Source organism: Streptomyces sp. NPDC050388 (assembly GCF_040655635.1).
In the GTDB taxonomy this organism is placed as follows: Bacteria; Actinomycetota; Actinomycetes; order Streptomycetales; family Streptomycetaceae; genus Streptomyces.
Genome location: NZ_JBFAKH010000041.1, coordinates 45,974 through 66,483 on the forward strand (window position 1 = coordinate 45,974; position 20,510 = coordinate 66,483).

At 72.0% G+C, this 20,510-nt stretch carries 15 protein-coding genes, 1 tRNA gene and 1 pseudogene; 6 read left to right on the top strand and 11 right to left on the bottom strand.

Translation table 11 applies throughout. From position 1 onward, the window contains the following. Window positions 1-51: 51 nt before the first annotated feature. The 3 genes from AB0I73_RS23440 to AB0I73_RS23450 all read right to left on the bottom strand — a co-directional run bounded on the left by AB0I73_RS23440 (window position 52) and on the right by AB0I73_RS23450 (window position 3,129). On the bottom strand, window positions 52-1,056 hold the full coding sequence (locus AB0I73_RS23440) for a Gfo/Idh/MocA family oxidoreductase (protein ID WP_363040304.1): 1,005 nt from the start codon (window positions 1,054-1,056) through the stop codon (window positions 52-54). Window positions 1,057-1,138: 82 nt separating this feature from the next. Next, window positions 1,139-1,915 carry an SDR family oxidoreductase gene (locus tag AB0I73_RS23445; RefSeq protein WP_363040306.1) on the bottom strand — a complete coding sequence of 259 codons (777 nt, stop codon included), beginning with the start codon at window positions 1,913-1,915 and terminating at the stop codon, window positions 1,139-1,141. Window positions 1,916-1,941: 26 nt separating this feature from the next. Further along, window positions 1,942-3,129: a phytanoyl-CoA dioxygenase family protein gene (locus AB0I73_RS23450; protein ID WP_363040308.1), complete on the bottom strand. Its 1,188-nt coding sequence runs from the start codon at window positions 3,127-3,129 to the stop codon at window positions 1,942-1,944. A 114-nt stretch (window positions 3,130-3,243) separates the two neighbouring features. Between AB0I73_RS23450 and AB0I73_RS23455 the strand changes: the two genes are divergently transcribed. Further along, entirely contained in the window at window positions 3,244-4,287 is a 1,044-nt protein-coding gene (locus AB0I73_RS23455; protein ID WP_363040310.1) for a LacI family DNA-binding transcriptional regulator, read from the top strand. Here AB0I73_RS23455 and AB0I73_RS23460 read toward each other — a convergent pair. After that, window positions 4,268-5,428 carry a Gfo/Idh/MocA family oxidoreductase gene (locus tag AB0I73_RS23460; protein WP_363040312.1) on the bottom strand — a complete coding sequence of 387 codons (1,161 nt, stop codon included), beginning with the start codon at window positions 5,426-5,428 and terminating at the stop codon, window positions 4,268-4,270. The two genes, AB0I73_RS23455 and AB0I73_RS23460, sit on opposite strands and share 20 nt — an antisense overlap. A gap of 242 nt (window positions 5,429-5,670) precedes the next feature. Between AB0I73_RS23460 and AB0I73_RS23465 the strand changes: the two genes are divergently transcribed. The 4 genes from AB0I73_RS23465 (at window position 5,671) to AB0I73_RS23480 (ending at window position 11,704) form a co-directional block, all read left to right on the top strand. Next, window positions 5,671-7,890 carry an NADP-dependent isocitrate dehydrogenase gene (locus AB0I73_RS23465; RefSeq protein ID WP_363040314.1) on the top strand — a complete coding sequence of 740 codons (2,220 nt, stop codon included), beginning with the start codon at window positions 5,671-5,673 and terminating at the stop codon, window positions 7,888-7,890. 418 nt (window positions 7,891-8,308) lie between these two features. Then, on the top strand, window positions 8,309-9,670 hold the full coding sequence (locus AB0I73_RS23470) for a bifunctional o-acetylhomoserine/o-acetylserine sulfhydrylase (RefSeq protein ID WP_363040316.1): 1,362 nt from the start codon (window positions 8,309-8,311) through the stop codon (window positions 9,668-9,670). Further along, complete coding sequence (locus AB0I73_RS23475; protein WP_363040332.1) at window positions 9,667-10,818, top strand: homoserine O-acetyltransferase; 1,152 nt, start codon at window positions 9,667-9,669, stop codon at window positions 10,816-10,818. Before AB0I73_RS23470 ends, AB0I73_RS23475 begins: the two co-directional genes overlap by 4 nt. An 88-nt stretch (window positions 10,819-10,906) precedes the next feature. Further along, window positions 10,907-11,704 (top strand): N-formylglutamate amidohydrolase, encoded by a 798-nt coding sequence (locus AB0I73_RS23480; protein ID WP_363040318.1) that lies wholly within the window; start codon window positions 10,907-10,909, stop codon window positions 11,702-11,704. Between the two features lie 237 nt (window positions 11,705-11,941). Here the strand turns inward: AB0I73_RS23480 and AB0I73_RS23485 are convergent. The 3 genes and pseudogenes from AB0I73_RS23485 to AB0I73_RS23495 form a co-directional block, all read right to left on the bottom strand. Next, window positions 11,942-12,015: transfer RNA gene (locus AB0I73_RS23485), tRNA-Pro, on the bottom strand. 96 nt (window positions 12,016-12,111) lie between these two features. Further along, window positions 12,112-12,278, bottom strand: a pseudogene (locus AB0I73_RS23490) (catechol 2,3-dioxygenase); the annotation flags it as partial. Window positions 12,279-12,351: 73 nt separating this feature from the next. Further along, a complete protein-coding gene (locus tag AB0I73_RS23495) occupies window positions 12,352-13,449 on the bottom strand; it encodes a mechanosensitive ion channel family protein (protein ID WP_363040320.1) in 1,098 nt (365 codons plus the stop codon). 310 nt (window positions 13,450-13,759) lie between these two features. Here AB0I73_RS23495 and AB0I73_RS23500 point away from each other — a divergent pair, with 310 nt between their 5' ends. Next, window positions 13,760-15,685 carry an ABC transporter ATP-binding protein gene (locus AB0I73_RS23500; protein WP_363040322.1) on the top strand — a complete coding sequence of 642 codons (1,926 nt, stop codon included), beginning with the start codon at window positions 13,760-13,762 and terminating at the stop codon, window positions 15,683-15,685. Window positions 15,686-15,788: 103 nt separating this feature from the next. Here AB0I73_RS23500 and secD read toward each other — a convergent pair whose 3' ends face one another. The 4 genes from secD to AB0I73_RS23520 form a co-directional block, all read right to left on the bottom strand. Then, window positions 15,789-18,119 (bottom strand): protein translocase subunit SecD, encoded by a 2,331-nt coding sequence (gene secD / locus AB0I73_RS23505; RefSeq protein WP_363040324.1) that lies wholly within the window; start codon window positions 18,117-18,119, stop codon window positions 15,789-15,791. Between the two features lie 64 nt (window positions 18,120-18,183). Beyond that, on the bottom strand, window positions 18,184-18,669 hold the full coding sequence (locus AB0I73_RS23510) for a hypothetical protein (protein WP_363040326.1): 486 nt from the start codon (window positions 18,667-18,669) through the stop codon (window positions 18,184-18,186). After that, window positions 18,666-19,334, bottom strand: coding sequence for a response regulator transcription factor (locus tag AB0I73_RS23515; RefSeq protein WP_363040328.1), 669 nt, complete (start codon window positions 19,332-19,334; stop codon window positions 18,666-18,668). The genes AB0I73_RS23510 and AB0I73_RS23515 overlap by 4 nt, the downstream gene beginning before the upstream one ends. Beyond that, the gene (locus AB0I73_RS23520; protein ID WP_363040330.1) at window positions 19,331-20,293 is read right to left on the bottom strand and encodes a sensor histidine kinase; all 963 of its coding nucleotides are present in this window, start codon (window positions 20,291-20,293) and stop codon (window positions 19,331-19,333) included. The genes AB0I73_RS23515 and AB0I73_RS23520 overlap by 4 nt, the downstream gene beginning before the upstream one ends. Between the last annotated feature and the right edge of the window lie 217 nt (window positions 20,294-20,510).

The window sequence follows — 20,510 nt, forward strand, 5'->3', positions numbered from 1 at the left end:
ACGACATGACGCGTGGGTGGGGGCCGTCCTTCGCAAGGCCGGCCCCCACGCTCATGCCTGACGCACCTCCTCGAGGGTGACGGGCCGGTGCTCGTGCAGCGAGAGGGTGCACGCCTCCGCGATCCAGCCCGCCTCCAGCGCGTCCTCGATCGTGCACGGAGAGGGGCGGGACCCGGCCACCACCTCGGTGAACGCGGTCAGTTCGGCCCGGTAGGCCGCGGTGAAGCGGTCCATGAAGAAGTCGTGCGGGGTGCCGGCGGGGAACGTCACGCCCGGCTCCACCGACCGGAGCGGCAGCTTGTCCTCCAGGCCGACCGCGATGGAGTCCTTGAAGCCGTGGATCTCCATGCGGACGTCGTAACCACGGGCATTGTGGCGGCTGTTGGACACCACCGCGATGGTGCCGTCGTCCAGGGTGAGGATCGCGCCGGTGGTGTCGGCGTCGCCCGCCTCCTTGATGTAGTCGGCACCCCGGTTGCCGCCCACCGCGTACACCTCGGTCACCTCACGGCCGGTCACCCAGCGGATGATGTCGAAGTCGTGCACGGAGCAGTCACGGAAGATGCCGCCGGAGGCGGCGATGTACGCGGCCGGCGGTGGCGCCGGGTCCAGCGTGGTGGAGCGCACGGTGTGCAGCGTGCCGAGTTCGCCGCCGTGCACGGCGGCCCGCGCGGCGACGAAGGCGGCGTCGAAACGGCGGTTGTAGCCGATCTGGATCGGCACGTCCCGGCCCTCGACCGCCTTCAGCACCCGTACGCCCTCGGCCATCGTGCCGGCCACGGGCTTCTCGCAGAACACGGGCACGCCCGCATCCACACAGGCGAGGATCAGCCCCGGGTGGGCGTCGGTCGCCGCGGCGACCACCACGCCGTCCACCCCGGCCGCGAGCACGGCCTCGGGGGAGTCGGCGACCTCGGCGCCGAACCGGTCCGCGGCGGCCTTCGCGGCGTCCGCGAACGGGTCGGAGACGACGAGCGACTCGACGGCGTCGAGCCCGGAGAGGGTCTCGGCGTGGAAGGCGCCGATGCGGCCGAGGCCGAGGATTCCGATGCGCATGGGGTGGTGCTCCTTGAATGCGGGGACGCGGGGATGCGGGTGTGCGGGGTGCGTACGAGCGGACTGCGGCAGAGCGGGGAGGTCAGTCGAGGCCGCCGAGGACGTTCTGGTCCCAGTCGATCACGGAGCCGGTGACCACCCCGGAGCGGTCGGACAGCAGGAGGACCACGAAGTCGGCGATCTCGTCCGGTCGGCCCAGCCGGCCCATCGGCAGCCGGGCGGCGGCCCGCTCGCGCCAGTCGTCCCCGGCGGCGTGGAAGGTGCGCTGGGTGGCGTCCTCGCCCTCGGTCGCCGTCCAGCCGATGTTCAGGCCGTTGATCCGGATCCGGTCCCAGCGGTGGGCGTGGGCGGCGTTCCGCGTCAGGCCCACGAGCCCGGCCTTGGCGGCGACATAGGGTGCCAGGAAGGGCTGCCCGCCGTGCGCCGACGACGTGATGATGTTGACGATCGTGCCGGGCGCCTCGCGCCGCACCATGTCCGCCACGGCGGCCTGCATGGCGAAGAACGGTGCCTTGAGGTTGATCGCGACGTGCTGGTCGAACAGCTCCGGCGTGGTGTCCAGCAGCGTGCCGCGCGCGGTCAGCCCCGCCGAGTTGACCAGGCAGTCGACCCGGCCGTGGGCCCGCACCACCCGGGTGACGGATCCCTTCGCCTGCTCGGCGTCCGCCAGATCGGCGCGGACGAACATCGCCTCGCCGCCCGCGGCCGTCAGCTCCGCCACCAGGGCCTCACCGGGCTCGGTACGGCGCCCGGTGACGGCCACGGCCGCCCCCTCGCGGACGGCGGCCCGCGCGACGGCGGCGCCGACGCCCTGACTGCCGCCGTTGACGAGGACGACCTTGTCGTCGAGAAGTCCCATGACGGTGCTCCTGGGGTCCGGTCCTTTCAGCTGTCGCGCCGTTTGGCGGCGGCCCGCAGCGCGTCCCGCAGGGTCCGCGCGGTCCATTCCTCGCGCAGCGCCCGCCGCACGAGGTCGGCCTGCGAGGGCGGGGCCAGACCGTCGACCGGCGGGTCGTTGTCGAGGTTGGTGGGGAAGGGGTAACCCTCGGCGCTCGCCGCGATCACGTTCTCCTGCCACTGCTCGCCGGCGCCCTCCGCCCGGCCCTTGAGCAGCGCCGGGTAGACGGCTCCGGTCACGGCCTCGCGGTCCACCGTCTCCATGGCCCGCCCGAACGCGGAGGACACCTGGAGCAGGTTGGCCATGCGCCGGATGTCCGCCGAGTGGTTGGCGCCGGCGGCGTGGAACAGCGCCGGGTTGAAGAAGACCGCGTCGCCCTTGGCGAGCGGCAGTTGCACGTGGTGCTCCTCGAAGTACGCCTGGAACTCGGGGAGCCGCCAGGCGAGGTAGCCGGGCCCGTACTTCTGCGAGTGCGGCAGATACAGCGTGGGACCGGACTCGACGGGCATGTCGCAGTGCGCGACCGCGCCCTGGAGGGTGAGCACGGGGGAGAGGCGGTGCACATGCGCCGGGTAGGCGGCGGCGACCCCGTTGGAGAGGAAGCCCAGGTGGTAGTCGCGGTGCACGGTCTGGGCGGCGCCGCCCGGGTTGACCACGTTGATCTGGGAGGTGACCTGGTAGCCGGGGCCGAGCCAGGCCGAGGAGACCAGGGCGATCACGTCGTTGGCGTAGTAGTCCGCGAAGGCCTGCGGGTCGTGGAGGGCGGTCTTCTCCAGGGCGTTCCACACCCGGTCGTTGGCGCCCGGCTCGGCGAAGTGGTCGCCGGCGGTGGCGCCCGTGGCGCGCTGCTCGGCGATCAGGGCGTCGAACACGGCGGTGGCCCGGTCCACGACCGCCGGGTCGGGGAAGGCACCTCGGACGACCACGATGCCGGGGCCGCCCAAGAGGGCGCGCACCAGCTCGGCCTGCGCGTCGCGGCGGTCCGCGAGGGCGAGCCGGTCGGCGTCGTAGAGCAGCACGTTCCGCTCCACGGCCGAGGCGTGCGGGTAGTCGGCGCCTTCCGTGGTCTGCTCGACCAGGGCACGGAAGGCGTCCAGGTCGCAGTCCTGCTCGGACAGCCAGGGTCGCTGCTCCGCGGACGGCTGGGCCGGGGTGGGAGCGGTGGAGAAGGACATGTTCGTCCTTTCGGGTCACGGGGGACTCGGCTCTGCCATTCTTGTCAGTACAAAGCCTTCGAACAACCATCAGACAGCCATCAAAAACCCCTCAGAAGTCTCAGGAGACGGCGCATGGGCCACCCCTTCCCGATCAGGGAAATCGCACGTCAGGCAGGGCTGAGCGAGGCCACGGTCGACCGGGTCCTCAACGGCCGCGGCGGGGTGCGGGACAGCACCGCGCAGGAGGTGCGCCGCGCGATCGCCGACCTGGACCGGCAGCGCACCCAGGTCCGGCTGGTCGGCCGCACGTTCATGGTGGACATCGTGATGCAGTCGCCCGAGCGGTTCTCCACCGCCGTGCGCACCGCCCTGGAGGCCGAACTGCCCGCGCTGCACCCGGCGGTGGTCCGCTCCCGCTTCCACTTCCGCGAGACCGGCCCCGCCGACGAGCTGACCGCCGTCCTCGACCGGATCGCCCGGCGCGGCTCGCAGGGCGTGATCCTCAAGGCGCCGGACGTCCCCGGGATCACCGCCGCCGTCGGCCGGCTCGCCGCGGCGGGCATCCCGGTGGTGACCCTGGTGACCGACCTGCCGACGAGCGCCCGGGTCGGCTGCGTCGGCAGCGACAACCGGGCCGCGGGCGCCACCGCCGCGTATCTGGTGGGCCAGTGGCTGGGGGACCGGCCCGGCCATGTGCTCACCAGCCTCAGCAGCGGGTTCTTCCGCAACGAGGAGGAACGCGAGATGGGTTTCCGGGCTGTCATGCGCGCCCGGCACCCCGGGCGCGCCCTCGTCGAGATCGCCGAGGGCCAGGGCCTGGACACCACCCAGTACGACCTCGTCCGGGCCGCCCTGGACCACGACCCGGACATCCGCGCGGTCTACTCGATCGGCGGCGGCAACATCGCGACCCTGCGTGCCTTCGAGGACGCCGGGCGGGAGTGCGCCGTGTTCGTCGCACACGACCTCGACCACGACAACACCCGGCTGCTGCGTGAGCACCGGCTGTCCGCGGTGCTCCACCACGACCTGCGCCAGGACCTGCGCGAGGCCTGCCACATCGTGATGCGCGCGCACGGCGCCCTGCCGCCCGCGGGCCCCGTCCTGCCGTCCCCGATCCAGGTGGTCACGCCGTACAACATGCCCACCGACATTCCTACACCGGCGGTACGTTGACCCACGCTCCGCTCTCCGCCGAGCGCACCATCGCGTCCAGTACGGCCGCGCTGCGCACGGCGTCGGCGAGCGTGGCGCCGTGCTCGGCGTCCTCGGCGACGGAACGCAGGAACCGGTAGGCCTCGACGACCTTGAGGTCGTCGTAGCCCATGGCGTTCGCCGCGCCCGGCTGGAACGCGCCGAACTCGCCGTCGCCCGGACCGACGTAGACCGTGCTCACCGGCTGGTCCTGGTACGCGGTGCCGCGGCTGACGCCGAGTTCGTTCATCCGGCGGAAGTCCCAGAACACGGCGCCCCTGGTGCCGTGCACCTCGAAGCCGTAGTTGTTCTGCTCGCCGACCGAGACCCGGCAGGCCTCCAGCACCCCGCGTGCGCCGGAGGCGAAGCGCAGCAGGCAGTTCACGTAGTCCTCGTTCTCCACCGGGCCGAGTTCGCCGCCGGTGGCGCGGGAGTGGCCGGCCGTGGCACCGGCCGGACGGGCCCGTTCCGGCAGGAAGATCGCCGTGTCGGCGGTCAGCGAGGCGATGTCGCCGAGCAGGAAGCGGGCCAGGTCGGCGCCGTGCGAGGCCAGGTCGCCGAGGACTCCGCTGCCGCCGCGCTCCCGTTCGTAGCGCCAGGTCAGCGCGGACTCGGGGTGGGCGGCGTAGTCGCTGAACAGGCGGATGCGGGCATGGGTGACGGTGCCGATGTCACCGGAGGCGATCAGGGTGCGGGCCGCCTCGACGGCGGGCGCGTTGCGGTAGTTGAAGCCGACCGCGCTGCGGACACCGGCCTTGGCGACGGCGTCGGCCACCGCGCGGGCGTCCCCGGCGGTGAGACCGACGGGCTTCTCGATCCAGATGTGCTTCCCGGCCTCCGCCATCGCGACACCGATCTCGCGGTGCAGGAAGTTCGGGGCCGTGATGCTGACCGCCCGGACCCGGGGATCGGCGGCCACCTCGCGCCAGTCACGGGCCGTGCCGGCGAACCCGAACTGCGCGGCGGCCTCCTCGGCCCGGCCCGGCACCTCCTCGGCGACCGTGATCAGCTCAGGGCGCAGGGCGAGCTGCGGGTAGTGGTGCGGCACGCGCGCGTACGCCTGGGTGTGCACCCGCCCCATCCAGCCGAATCCGACGACGGCGACCCCGAGCGTATCCACCATGCGAGCCCTTCCCCGGACCGTTCCGTCCCCGGACCGTTCCATCATCCGTTCACCGTCCGTCCCCGCTTGTCCGGACAAACCTTGAGCGTGTCCGGGTGTGGCTGTCAAGGAGCCGCAGGCCGAACCCGGCCGACGGGCGGCCGCACCACATCGCCCTCGCCGCCGACACCCCTGTCGAGCCCGGACCGCGAACGGGATATCTTGATGTCGAGCAATGTTGCAGACGTGGAGCGGAGCACCCGGTGACTGACTCGACCATCATCTATACGCACACTGACGAGGCCCCGGCCCTGGCGACGTATTCCTTCCTGCCGGTGGTCCGGGCGTACGCCGCGCAGGCCGGTGTCGCCGTGGAGACGCGCGACATCTCGCTGGCCGGACGCATCATCGCCGTGTTCCCGGAGTACCTCACCGAGGACCAGCGCATCCCGGACGCCCTCGCCGAGCTCGGTGAGCTGGCCAAGAAGCCCGCGGCCAACATCATCAAGCTGCCGAACATCTCGGCGTCGATCCCGCAGCTCAAGGCCGCGATCGCCGAGCTGCAGGGCCAGGGCTACGCGCTGCCGGACTACCCGGACGACCCGCAGAGCGACGAGGAGCGCGAGGTCCGCGCCCGCTACGACAAGATCAAGGGTTCCGCCGTGAACCCGGTCCTGCGCGAGGGCAACTCCGACCGGCGCGCCCCCGCCTCGGTCAAGAACTACGCCAAGACCCACCCGCACCGCATGGGCGCCTGGACCGCCGAGTCCAAGACCAACGTGGCGACCATGGGCGAGAACGACTTCCGCTCCACCGAGAAGTCCGCGGTGATCGCCGCGGACGGTGCGCTGCGCATCGAGCTGCTCGGCGACGACGGCACCACCACGGTGCTGCGCGAGTCCGTCCCCGTCCTGAAGGACGAGGTCGTCGACGCCTCCGTGATGCGGGTCGCCGCACTGCGCGAGTTCCTCACCGCACAGGTGGCCCGTGCCAAGCAGGAGGGCGTGCTGTTCTCCGTGCACCTGAAGGCCACGATGATGAAGGTCTCCGACCCGATCGTCTTCGGCCACGTGGTGCGCGCCTTCTTCCCGAAGACGTTCGCGCAGTACGGCGAGCAGCTCGCCGCGGCCGGCCTCAGCCCGAACGACGGCCTGGGCGGCATCTACAAGGGCCTCGAGGGCCTGCCCGAGGGCGCCGAGATCAAGGCGTCCTTCGACGCCGAGCTCGCCGAGGGCCCGGAGCTGGCGATGGTCGACTCCGACAAGGGCATCACCAACCTGCACGTTCCCTCGGACGTCATCGTGGACGCCTCCATGCCGGCCATGATCCGCACCTCCGGCCACATGTGGGGACCCGACGGCCAGGAGGCCGACACCCTGGCCGTCCTGCCGGACTCCAGCTACTCCGGCGTCTACCAGGCCGTGATCGAGGACTGCCGTGCCAACGGCGCCTTCGACCCGTCCACGATGGGCTCGGTCCCGAACGTGGGTCTGATGGCGCAGAAGGCCGAGGAGTACGGCAGCCACGACAAGACCTTCGAGATCCCGGTCACCGGCACCGTCCGCCTGGTCGACCAGGCCGGCGAGGTCGTCCTGGAGCAGACCGTCTCCGCCGGTGACATCTTCCGCGCCTGCCAGACCAAGGACGCGCCGATCCGCGACTGGGTGAAGCTCGCCGTCACCCGCGCCCGCGCCACCGGCGCCCCGGCCGTCTTCTGGCTGGACGAGACCCGCGCCCACGACGCCAACCTGATCGCCAAGGTCGAGCAGTACCTCACGGAGCACGACACCGAGGGCCTGGACATCCGCGTCCTGAACCCGGTGGAGGCCACCAAGCTGTCGGTGGAGCGCATCCGCCGCGGCGAGGACACCATCTCGGTCACCGGCAACGTGCTGCGCGACTACCTGACCGACCTGTTCCCGATCCTGGAGCTGGGCACCAGCGCCAAGATGCTGTCGGTCGTCCCGCTGATGGCGGGCGGCGGCCTGTTCGAGACGGGTGCGGGCGGCTCCGCGCCCAAGCACGTGCAGCAGCTGGTCAAGGAGAACTACCTGCGCTGGGACTCCCTCGGTGAGTTCTTCGCCCTGGTTCCGTCCCTGGAGCAGTTCGCGACGACCACGGGCAACACCAGGGCCAAGGTCCTCGCCGACGCCCTCGACCGGGCCACGGCGACCTTCCTCAACGAGGACAAGTCCCCGAGCCGTCGTCTCGGCGGCATCGACAACCGCGGCAGCCACTTCTACCTGTCCCTGTACTGGGCGCAGGAGCTGGCCGGGCAGAGCGACGACGCGGACCTGGCGAAGGCCTTCGCCCCGCTCGCCGAGACGCTCGCCGCGAACGAGCAGAAGATCGTCGACGAGCTGATCGCCGTCCAGGGCGAGCCGGCCGAGATCGGCGGCTACTACCAGCCCGACCCGGCCAAGGCCGCCGCCGTCATGCGTCCGTCCGCCACCTGGAACGAGGCCCTGGCCTCCCTCGGCTGACGCAATCCGAGCAATCCGAGCAATTCGAGTAATCCGGGCGAACAGCCCACTGGCTCCGCCCCGGCCGGCACGACGCCCGGCCGGGGCGGAGCCGTGTCCGTCGCCGGCCGGGCGGCCCGGTCGGCGGGCCGCGACCCGGGCACGGCACGTTCATGAACACCGTGTGAAGAGATCGACCACCTACTGAGACGCCGTCTCATTCCGCGCTCACCTGGTCGTAGGCTGGCGCCGGTGACGCGCTGCCACCGCGACCACGCACGTGTCACCACTACGGCGTGTCGCGCGAGAAACCGACACCCACGTCGGCACGTGGTCCTCTCCGACGCCCTGCTCCCCGGGGACAGGGACATCCGGCACGCCCCCGCACCCCACACGCCCACCGGTCGTCCGCGCCCGCACTGCGCACGAGGAGCACATCATGAGCCAGCCCACCGAACCCGGCACCGCCGCCGACACGCCCGAGGGGACGTCCACCGGTCCCGACACGTCGGCCTGGTCGTTCGAGACCAAGCAGGTCCATGCCGGTGCCGAACCCGATCCCACGACCGGGGCCCGGGCCACGCCGATCTACCAGACGACCTCGTTCGTGTTCCGGGACACCCAGCACGCCGCCGACGTCTTCTCGCTGGCGGAGCCGGGGAACATCTACACCCGCATCCACAACCCCACCCAGGACGTCCTCGAGCAGCGCGTCGCCGCCCTGGAGGGCGGAGTTGCGGCGGTGGCCCTGTCCTCGGGACAGGCCGCGCAGACGCTGGCCCTCCTGACGCTCGCCGGGGCCGGCGACCACATCGTCTCGGCCACCTCGCTGTACGGCGGAACGTACAACCTGTTCCGGCACACCCTGCCGAAGTTCGGCATCGAGGTGTCCTTCGTCGACGACCCCGACGACGCCGAGGCCTGGCGCGCGGCCGTCCGCCCCAACACCAAGGCGCTCTACGCCGAAACACTGGGCAACCCGCGGAACAACGTGCTCGACGTGCGGGCGGTCGCGGACGTGGCCCACGGCGCGGGCGTGCCGCTGGTCGTGGACAACACGATCGCCACGCCCTACCTGCTGCGTCCGCTCGAGCACGGCGCGGACATCGTGGTGCACTCGGCGACGAAGTTCCTCGGCGGGCACGGCACCACGATCGGCGGCGTGGTCGTGGACGGCGGAACCTTCGACTTCGGCGCACACGCCGAGCGGTTCCCGGACTTCACCGAGCCCGACGCCAGCTACCACGGCCTGCAGTACTGGCCGGCGCTCGGCCCCGGCGCGTTCGCGATCAAGCTGCGTGTCCAGTTGCTGCGCGACCTCGGACCAGCCATCGCCCCGCACTCCGCGTTCCTGCTGCTGCAGGGCGTGGAGACGCTGAGCCTGCGCATGGAGCGGCAGACGGCCAACGCGCTGGCGCTGGCGGAGTGGCTGGAGCAGCGCGACGAGGTCGCGGTGGTGCACTACCCGAGCCTGCCGTCCAACCGCTGGTACGAGGCGGCGCAGAAGTACCTCCCCCGCGGTGCCGGCGCGGTGTTCTCCTTCGAGCTGAAGGGCGGTGTCGAGGCGGGCAAGCGGTTCGTGGACGGTGTGGAACTGTTCAGCCACCTCGCCAACATCGGTGATGTGCGCAGCCTGATCATCCACCCCGCGTCCACCACCCACAGCCAGCTGAACGAGGAGCAGCTCGAGGCGACCGGAACCGCACCGGGTCTGGTGCGGCTGTCGGTCGGCATCGAGAACCTCGCCGACCTCAGGGCCGACCTGGAGTCCGGTTTCCGCGCGGCCAAGGGCGTCCTCTGAACGCCTTCACGGCCTCCGGAACATCGGTTCCCCTCCCGCCGTCCACCGGGGCCTGGCAGGAGGGGGACCCGCCCGGGCGGCGTCAATGGCATGCCCTCGGCACGCCGCTGCCGCTGGAGGCGGGCGGTGAACTCCCCGGCGTGGAAATGGCGTTCGAGACCTGGGGGCGGCTCGCGCCGGACGGTTCCAACGCCGTGCTGGTGCTGCACGCGCTCACCGGTGACAGCCACGCGGCCGGACCGGCCGGTCCCGGTCATCCCACGGACGGCTGGTGGGACGGGCTGATCGGGCCCGGGCTGGCCCTCGACACCGACCGCTGGTTCGTCGTCGCCCCGAACGTGCTGGGCGGCTGCCAGGGCAGCACGGGGCCGGCCTCGCCGCGCCCCGGCGGGCGGCGCCGGTGGGGCGGTGCCTTCCCGTACCTGACCCAGCGGGACCAGGTCGCCGCCGAGGCCCGGCTGGCGGACGCGCTCGGTGTGCAGACGTGGGCGCTGGTGGTCGGCGGTTCCATGGGCGGGATGCGTGCGGTGGAATGGGCGGTGACGCATCCCGAGCGCACGGGGGCGCTGCTGCTGCTCGCCACCACGGCGGCCGCGAGCGGCGAGCAGATCGCCTGGTCCACCCTCCAGCTGCACGCCATCCGCAGTGATCCGCACTGGCACGGCGGCGACTACCACGACACCGGCCGGGGCCCGCACGCCGGGCTGGGGATCGCCCGGCGCATCGCCCACGTCACCTACCGCAGCGAGCCGGAGCTGTCGGCCCGGTTCGGCCGGGAGCCGCAGGGTGCGGAGGACCCGTGGCGCGGCGGCCGGTACCAGGTCGAGTCGTACCTCGACCACCACGCGGCCAAGCTCGTCCGGAGGTTCGACGCGGGCAGCTACGTGGTGCTGACGGAGGCGATGAACGGCCACGACGTGGGCCGCGGCAGGGGCGGCGTCCCTGCGGCCCTGCGCCGGGTGACCGCGCCCGCGCTGGTGGCCGGGGTCGACTCGGACCGGCTCTATCCGCCGTCCCAGCAGGCCGAGCTGGCCGCGCACCTCCCCGGTGCCGACCGGCTCAGAGTGGTGGAGTCGCCCTACGGGCACGACGGTTTCCTCCTCGAGACGGAACAGGTCGGCGCGCTGATCCGCGAGCTGCTGGGCTGACCTCCGCTCCCCGTCGCGAGGTGTTGTCAGTGGTGTGTGGCACCTTGATCATGCCGTGCACCACTGACGACCCTCCTGGAGCAGCCCGATGACCGACACCCCGCAGTCCTACGACCTCCTGCCCGGAGCCGGGGACTCCCCCGTGATCCTGCACGTGCCGCACTCCGCGCGGGAGATACCGGCCGCGGTGCGGTCCGGGATCGTGCTGGGGGACGCGGAGCTGGAGCGGGAGCTGGACCACATCACCGACGCGCACACCGCCGCGATCGCCGGGGCCGCGGCCGAGGCGGCCGGGACCACCCCGTGGCGGTTCGTGAACCGGCTGTCCCGGCTGGTGGTCGACCCCGAGCGGTTCCCGGACGAGCGGGAGGAGATGCTGGCCGTGGGGATGGGCGCGGTCTACACCCGGACCACGCACAAGGACGTGCTGCGGCCCGACGACTTCGACCCCGAACCGCTGATCGAGCGGTACTTCCGGCCGTACGCGCGGGCCATGACCGAGGCGGTCGCGGATCGCCTCGCGGCCACCGGGCGGGCCGTGATCATCGACGTGCACTCCTACCCCGCCTCACCCCTGCCCTACGAGCTGCACGGAGCGGGCCCCCGTCCGGCCGTCTGCCTGGGCACCGACCGCTTCCACACGCCGCCCGCGCTGCTCGACGCGGCCCGCGATGCGTTCGCGCCTTGCGGGGAGACGGGGCTGAACAGCCCGTTCGCCGGCACGTACGTTCCGCTGGAGTTCCACGAGAAGCGGGCGGAGGTGACGGCGCTGATGGTGGAGATCCGCCGGGACACCTACATGACCGAGCCGGGCGGGCCCGCCGGTCCGGGCCTGTCCTCCCTCGCCTCGGCGCTCGGTGCCCTGGTGGACGCGGTGTCGCGCTGACGCGCGGGGCGCTTCCAGCAGGTCGGCGCCCGGGGCGCGCCGACGGGCCGCTGATCGTGCACGACGTCGAGCGGCTCGACCGTAGCCCCTGCCGGATCATCCCGTCCTGCCGCGCCACCGCCCGGTCCGCCACCGTCGGCGCCGAGGACGCCCGTGCTGCACCAGGGGCTCGGCGCCGGCCCGAGCCCAACGAGAAAGGTCCTCACGGGCTGGTGCCCGTGAGGACCTTCTGCTCTGTCGGGACGACAGGATTTGAACCTGCGACCCCTTGACCCCCAGTCAAGTGCGCTACCAAGCTGCGCCACGTCCCGCTGCGTTCCGCGCGGCGAACCGCGTGATCTCGCAGGTCAACCCTACCTCATGCGGAGTGCGGTCCGTCGACCGGCGGCGTGCCGTGGGTGTGCGAGGGCGAGCACCGGGCGGCCGAGCGGGTCGCACAACTCGACGCGGTCGCCGCCCGGTTCGCAGGCATGGAGGAAGAACGTCCGCCGGATGGCGTGCTTGCGCGGTCCCGTCTCGATGAACACACCGGTGTCGACGTGAGATCGGTGGCGCGCAGGGTGTCCTCGCGGGTCCGGACCCGTCTGCGCCGGCCGGCCCTCCCCGTCCCCGGCCGCGCGTCGTCGGCCGGGGTCCGCTGCGGCCGGTCAGATCGGCCGGGCCATCGTCATGTCGCCCGGCTCGGGCTCGGCGTCGCGCTGCTGCGGGAACACCACCGTGCCCTGCTGCAGCGCCACCGTCCGCGCGGGTGACGGGATGCGGATGCCCTCCTCGCGGTAGCGCCGGTGCAGACGCTTGATGAACTCGTGTTTGATCCGGTACTGGTCGCTGAACTCGCCGACGCCCAGAATCACGGTGAACCCGATCCGGGAGTCGCCGAAGGTGTGGAACCGCACCGCCGGCTCGTGCTCCGGGATCGCGCCGGTGATCTCCGTCATCACCGCGGCGACGACCTCCTTGGTCACCTGTTCCACCTGCTCCAGGTCGCTGTCGTAGGACACCCCGGCCTGCACCAGGATGGTCAGCTTCTGCTCGGGACGCATGAAGTTGGTCATGTTCGTCTTCGCGAGCTGCCCGTTGGGGATGACCACCAGGTTGTTGGAGAGTTCGCGGACCGTCGTCTGGCGCCAGTTGATGTCCTCGACATAGCCCTCCTCGCCGCTGCTCAGCCGGATGTAGTCACCGGGCTGGACGGTCTTGGAGGCGAGGATGTGGATGCCCGCGAACAGGTTGGCGAGCGTGTCCTGAAGGGCCAGCGCGACCGCCAGGCCGCCGACGCCGAGGGCGGTGATCATCGGGGCGATGGGGATGCCGAGCGTCTGGAGCACCACCATGAACCCGATCGCCAGGACCAGGATCCTGGTGATGTTCGTGAAGATGGTGGCCGATCCGGCGACCCCGGAACGGGACTGGGTCACCGAGCGCACCAGACCGGCCACCACCCGGGCCGCCGACACGGTCGCAGCGGCGATGACCAGGACCGTCAGCATCTGGTTGACGTTGTGCTGCACGGTCCGGGTCAGCGGCAGCGCCGCCGCGGCGGAGGCCGCGCCGCCGGCGACCGCCGCCCACGGCGCGATCATGCGCAGGGCGTCCACGAGGACGTCGTCCCCGCGCCAGCTGGTGCGCTCGGCGTGCCGGCCGAGCCAGCGCAGCAGCATCCGCAGCAGGAACGCCGCCAGCAGGCCCGCGACGATCGCGATACCGGCGTACAGCAGATCGTCCAGAGTGAGCGCGCGCGTCACCGCTCACCTCCGGCGAACGTCCTGGCCGTCGACCGTATGTGATGTCGTGTCACGTCTCGTCACCTGCTCGAATTCGGGGATGCCAGGGAGGGGGCGGGCCGGGAGGTGTGCCGTGCCGGATCGGCCTGGCCCGCGGTCGGCACAGTCGCTCATCTTGCCGTATCGGCAGGGGGAGTTCGCACCGCGCCGAGCGGCACGCCCGGCCACCGTCGGCCGGGCAGTCGTTCGAGGACGGCGGATCACGGGTGGGGGAGGCGTTCGGGCGGTGTGCCTTGACCTCAATGAAGCTTGAGGTTCTATGTTCTCCCGTATGAGCATGGAGACCACAGCCTGGACCCAGTTGCACAGCGTCATGACCGCGGAGGAGCGCCGCCCCTTCGCGCGGGACACGCTGCGCCGGATCGGAGGGTTCGCCCGCCCGCACCGCCGCCGCCTGACCCTCTTCGTCCTGCTCGGATCGGCGACCGCACTGCTTGCCGTCGCCACCCCCCTGCTGGCCGGGCGCGTCGTCGACACCATCGTGACCGGCGGCGACTCGGCCACGGTCGTCCGGCTGGCCCTGCTCATCGCGCTGATCGCGGTGACGGAGGCCGCGCTCGGCATCCTCGGCCGCAGACTGTCGGCCTCCCTCGGGGAGGAACTCATCCTCGATCTGCGGACCGCCGTGTTCGACCATGTGCAGCGGATGCCGGTCGCGTTCTTCACCCGCACGCGTACGGGCGCGCTCGTCTCCCGTCTCAACAACGACGTGATCGGTGCCCAGCGGGCCTTCAGCAACACCCTGTCCACCGTGGTCGGCAACGTGGTGACGCTGGTCCTCGCTCTGGCCGTGATGCTCACCCTGTCCTGGCGGATCACCCTGCTCGCGCTGGTCCTGCTGCCGGTGTTCGTGATCCCCGCCCGGCGCATGGGCCGCCGCATGGCCCGTATGCAGCGCGAGGCCGCCGCCCTGAACGCGGCCATGGGCACCCGGATGACCGAGCGCTTCTCCGCGCCCGGAGCCACCCTGGTCAAGCTCTTCGGCCGTCCCGAGGAGGAGTCGGAGGCGTTCGCGGAGCGCGCCCGCCGGGTGCGGGACATCGGCGTACGGACGGCCACCGCCCAGACCGTGTTCATCACCGCACTGACCCTCGTCTCCGCCCTAGCCCTGGCCCTCGTCTACGGAGTGGGCGGCCACCTCGCGCTGCGCGGCGCGCTGGAGCCCGGCGCGGTCGTGTCGCTGGCGCTGCTGCTCACCCGCCTGTACGCGCCGCTGACCTCGCTCGCGGGGGCGCGGGTGGAGGTGATGAGCGCCCTGGTCAGCTTCGAACGGGTCTTCGAGGTGCTGGATCTGCGGCCGCTCATCGAGGAGAAGCCGGACGCCCGCGACGTCCCCGCCGGGCCGGTGTCCGTCGAGTTCGACGACGTCCGCTTCGGCTACCCGTCCGCCGACAAGGTCTCCCTCGCCTCCCTGGAGGAGGTCGCCACCCTGGACCCGAACGGGGGCACCGAGGTCCTGCACGGCATCTCCTTCCGCGTCGAACCCGGGCAGACCGTGGCCCTCGTCGGCTCCTCCGGCGCCGGGAAGTCGACCATCGCGCAGCTGCTGCCGCGCCTCTACGACGTCGACTCGGGCGCGGTGCGCGTGGGTGGCGTCGACGTCCGGGACCTCACCGCGCGGTCGCTGCGCGACACCCTCGGCATGGTCACCCAGGACGGCCACCTCTTCCACGACACGGTCCGCGCCAACCTGCTCCTGGCCGGGCCCGGGGCGAGCGAGCCCGAACTCTGGGACGCGCTGCGCCGCGCCCGCCTGGACGACCTCGTACGGTCCCTGCCCGAGGGTCTGGACACGGTGGTCGGAGAACGCGGCTACCGGTTCTCCGGCGGGGAACGCCAGCGCATGACGATCGCCCGGCTGCTGCTGGCCCGGCAGCGGGTCGTCCTCCTCGACGAGGCCACCGCCCACCTGGACAACACCTCCGAGGCGGCCGTCCAGGAGGCGCTCGCGGAGGCACTGGAGGGCAGGACGGCCATCGTCATCGCCCACCGGCTGTCCACCGTCCGGACCGCGGACCGGATCCTGGTCGTCGAAGCCGGCCGGATCGTGGAACGGGGCACGCACGAGGAACTGCTGGAGGCCGGCGGCCGTTACGCCGCACTGCACCATGCCCGGTCCGCTCCCCGGCCGGCGGACCCCGGTCACGACCGGGGCCGCGACCCGGACCACGACCGCAGCGCACCGGCGGCGGTGTAGGCCCCGCCCGGCCCGCCACACAGCGCCGCCGCCGACCCCGGGACCGGGGTCGGCGGCGGCGCTCGCGTGCACACGGCGGCTCCCCTCGGGGAGCCGCTCGGTGTCAGGATCCCTGGCTGGTGGCCTTCGCCAGGCTCGGGCTCTCCCCGGCGCCGGACTTCCCGCGTCCGGAATCGCCCCGGCCACGGCCGCGACCACGGCCGCGACCACGGCCGCGGCCGCCGTCGCCCGCGTACGCGTCGAGCTCGATGGCGAGCGGCGACGCGGTCAGGACCGACGAGTACGTGCCCACCAGCATGCCGATCAGCAGGGCGAGTGCGAAGTCGGTCAGCGAGTCACCGCCCAGCAGAGCCAGCGCGGCCAGGATGAAGATCACACCGATACCGGTGTTCACCGTACGGGGCACCGTCTGCAGGACCGCCAGGTTGGTGGACTGGGGCAGGGGCGCCTTGGGGTTCTTCTGCCACAGTTCCCGGACGCGGTCGAAGACCACGACGGAGTCGTTCACCGAGTAACCGACCACGGTGAGCAGTGCGGCCAGGAAGACCCCGTCGATCGGCTTGCCCAGCCACGCGAAGATGCCGGTGAGGATCACCACGTCGTGGGCCAGGGTGCTGACCGCCGCCGTACCGAACATCCAGCGGAACCGGAAGGCGAGGTACAGGAGCTGGGCGCCGAGGGCCAGACCGAGCGCGATCAGCGCGTTGCGGCGCAGTTCCTCGCCGAGGCTCGGGCCGATCAGCTCGTCGCGGACCTTCTCCGCCCCGCCGCCGACCTCGTCGATGGTCTCCGCGACCTTGACCGCCTCGGCGTTGCTCAGCTCATCGGTACGCACCGTCAGCCCGTTGTCCCCGGAGGACTGCACGACGGCCTGGGGGAAGCCGGCGTCGGCCAGGGCCGCGCGGGCCTGGTCCGGATCGACGGTCTTGGTGGTCGAGTACTCGATCAGCCGGCCGCCGGTGAACTCGACACCGAAGTTCAGCCCGCGCACCACGATGCCGGCGCCGGTGACGATCAGCACGATGAGGGACACCGCCAGCCAGCGGCGCGGGCGGCGCATCAGCTGCGGGTCGCGACGGGTGAGGTATTCACGGACCCGCCCGATGGAGGCCAGACCGGTGAGCTTGGGACGGCGGTGCACCCAGCGGCGCTCCACGGCGAACTCGGCCAGCACCCGCGTGATCACCAGTGCGCTGATCATGGAGGCGAGGACACCGATGGCCAGGGTGACGCCGAAGCCCTTCACCGGACCGGAGGCGAGCAGGAACAGCAGCCCCGCCGCGATGAGCGTGGTGATGTTGGAGTCGGCGATCGCGCTGAAGGCGCCCTTGAAGCCGGCGGTCAGGGCCGAGCGGCTGCTGGGCCGGTTGCGTTTGCCGTACTCCTCGCGCGCTCGTTCGAAGACCAGCACGTTGGCGTCGACGGCCATACCGATCGCCAGGACGAAACCGGCCAGACCCGGCAGGGTCAGGGTCGCGCCGAGGCCCGCGAGGGCGGCGTAGGAGATCACGCCGTAGCAGGCCAGGGCCACGATGGCCAGGAAACCCATCAGCCGGTAGACGACGAGGATGAACAGCGCGGTGAGGGCGGTGCCCACGACGGCGGCCCAGGCGCTCGACTCGATGGCCTCGGCGCCCAGCGTCGGGCCCACGGTCCGCTGCTCCACCGTCTCGACCGGCACCGGGAGGGCACCGCCGCTGATGAGCAGGGCGAGTTCCTTGGACTCGTCACTGGTGAAGGAACCGGTGATCTGGGTGGACCCGCCGGTGATGCCGGCCCCGCAGGCCACGGACGGGCTGACCTGCGGCGACGAGATGATCTTGTTGTCCAGCACGATCGCGACCCGGCGCTTGGGGTCGCCGTCGGGGTTGCAGGCCGCCTCGCCGGTCAGCTTGGCCCAGCCCTTGTCGTCCTCGAAGTCCACGGTGACGAGCCAGCCGGCACCGCTCTGCTGGTCGAAGGTGGCCTCGGCGTCCTTCACGTCCTGACCGGAGAGCGAGGCGGCGGCCAGGTGGAGCCGCTCACCGGCCTCGTCGGCCAGGACGCGTTCCCCCTTCGGCAGGGACTTGTCGGACTCGGCGCCGGGGCCGAGCACCGAGTGGACGGAGAGCTGCGCGGTACGGCCCAGCACGTCGGCGGCCTTCCGCGGGTCCTGCACACCGGGCAGCTCGACGATGATCCGGTTGTCGCCGGAGCGGACGATGGTGGGTTCGGCGACACCGAGCGCGTCGATACGGCCGCGCAGGACCTCGAGGGTCCGCTCGGTCGCCTCACCGTCGGCCTTGATGGTCTCGGTGGAGCGGGTCTCCAGCACGATCTGGGTGCCACCGCGCAGGTCGAGGCCCAGACGGACGGGGACCGTGGCGGCGATGTACACGGACAGGGCGATCACGACGAGCGCGAACAACGCCCGGAAGCGGGCGGAACTTTTCACGGATGACTCCAGCAGGCACGCCGTGGCCGACTCCGGCACGGCGGAGAGATGGGTGACAGGACTCTCAGGCGCTGGAGGATATGGGAGGCGCCCGGCCGAGGTCCGCCGGCATGTGCGCGGCGGCGGGCGGCGCGTGCCCGGCCGCCGGGGCGGGCCGGGCCGGCCGGGGCGGCACACGGGGGGTGTGCTCGGGGGTGAACAGCAGATGACCGGCCGGCACCGTACGCTCCCCGGCGTCGCGCTGCGGCCTGAAGGGCGAGGTGCGGGCGGTGCAGTCGTCGGTGTGCGGACCCACGTCGGACGAGTGGGTCCCGGGAGCCGGGGCGGGATCCGGCGCGGACCGGTCCGGCCCACCGGGCGCCGTCGGCCCCGGGACGGAGGGACCGAAAGCCACGGGGGCGCCGACGGAGGGCGACTGCGCCGCCAGAGCGGGCCGCGGGCCGTCCGGGATGCCGAACCCGAAGGTCAGCAGCACGGAGGCCAGCGCGGTGAGAAGCGCGGCGATACGGAGTGGGAGGCGGGCGGCAGGTCCCGGCAGGACATGGCTCAAGGCTCGACGAGCCCCGCACGGATCGCGTACCGGGTCAGATCCAGACGGTCCCGCAGACCCAGCTTGCTCAGCAGGTTCTCGCGGTGCCGCTGCACCGTCTTGACGCTGATGAAGAGCAGCTCGGCGATCTCCTTCGAGGAGTGCCCCTCGGCCACGAGCTTCAGCACTTCCTCCTCGCGCGGCGTCAGCACCTGCTCGGAGGCCTCCTCACCGTGCTGGACCCGGTCGAGATAGTTGCGGATCAGCGCGGTGACCGCCCCCGGATAGAGGAACGGCTCGTCCCGCATCGCGGCCCGGCAGGCGGCGACCAGGTCGCGGTCGGCGACCGACTTCAGGACGTATCCGCTGGCCCCGGCCTTGAGCGCCTGGAACAGATACTGCTCGTTGTCGTGCATCGTCAGCATGAGGATACGCAATCCCGGCTTGAGCGCGGACAACTCGCGGGCGGCCTGCAGACCGGTCATCCTGGGCATGGCGATGTCCAGGACGGCCAGGTCGACCTCCTGGGCGCTGGCCATCGCGATCGCCTCCGCGCCGTCACCGGCCTCGGCGACGACCTCCAGGTCCGGCTCCCGGTCGAGGATCAGCCGGACGCCGCGGCGCACCAGGGCATGGTCGTCGGCGAGCAGGATCCGGATCGTGGTCGGTGGGGCCTGGTGGGTCATGACTGCTTCCTGACGGCGGGCACGGCCAGCCGGATCCGGGTACCGGTCCGGGTGACGGGAGTGATGTCCAGTGTGGCCCCGATGAGCAGGGCCCGTTCACGCATACCGCGAATTCCGGCGCCCTCACGGGCGGCGCCGATGCCACGGCCGTCGTCGCTCACCTCGAGGACCACGTGGTCGTCCTCCCGGTACAGGCTCACTTTGACGTTCCGCGCCTCGGCATGCCGGGCGGCGTTGGTCAGACTCTCCTGCGCCACACGGTAGATCACGAGCTCGGTGCTGTTGTCGAGGGTGGGCAGATCGGGGTCGAAGCTGCGCTTCACCCGCAGTCCGGTGTGGGTGGCGAACTCGGTGGCGAGCGAGGCGACCGCGCTGACCAGACCGAGATCGTCCAGCACACCCGGACGCAGCCGGCGCACCAGCCGACGGACCTCGTCCAGGCTCTCCCGGGTGATCTCCTGCACCTGACGCAGCTCGCCGCGCAGCGGATCGGGCGCCTCGTCGGCGGCCTGCTTCAGGGCGAGCAGGATCGCGGTCATGCTCTGCCCGACCTCGTCGTGCAGCTCGACGGCGATCCGGCGCCGCTCGGCCTCCTGTGCGAGCAGGGCGCGGGCGCTGCTCGCGGCGCGCTCTTTCTCCAGCCGCTCCAGCATGGCGTTGAAGGCGCTGACCAGCTCGGAGATCTCGTCGCTGCCGCGCACCGGAAGCCGCTGGCCGGGCCGCAGCAGGTCGACGGTGGTCATCAGCCGGGTCACCCGGTCCAGCGGCGCGAGCCCGACCCGCAGCAGGGCCGCGTTGGCGACGAGCATCACCGCCATGCCGCCCACCAGGATCACCGCCTCGGTCAGCAGCACCGGAACGGACACGGTCACCGGAGCCCACAGCAACAGCGCGGTCGCCGCGCCCAGCACCACCGCGTTGAGCCCGAAGATCCGCCAGTACAGCGACACGGGGGTCACGCCTTCCTCTTTCTCGTCTGCCTCTACTGTCGGACACCACAGCGACCGATGCGGCAGCGGCCTCCCGAAGGCATGCCCCTTGTCCCACGTTGTCTCACGGCGAACGGCGAAACAGCGGACAGAGTGCACGAGCCGGCCCCCTTCCGTCGATGGGCCCCGCACCCCATTTCCGTCCGTCCGAGGACCCACCCCGAGCGGGGTGGGTCCTCGGACGGAC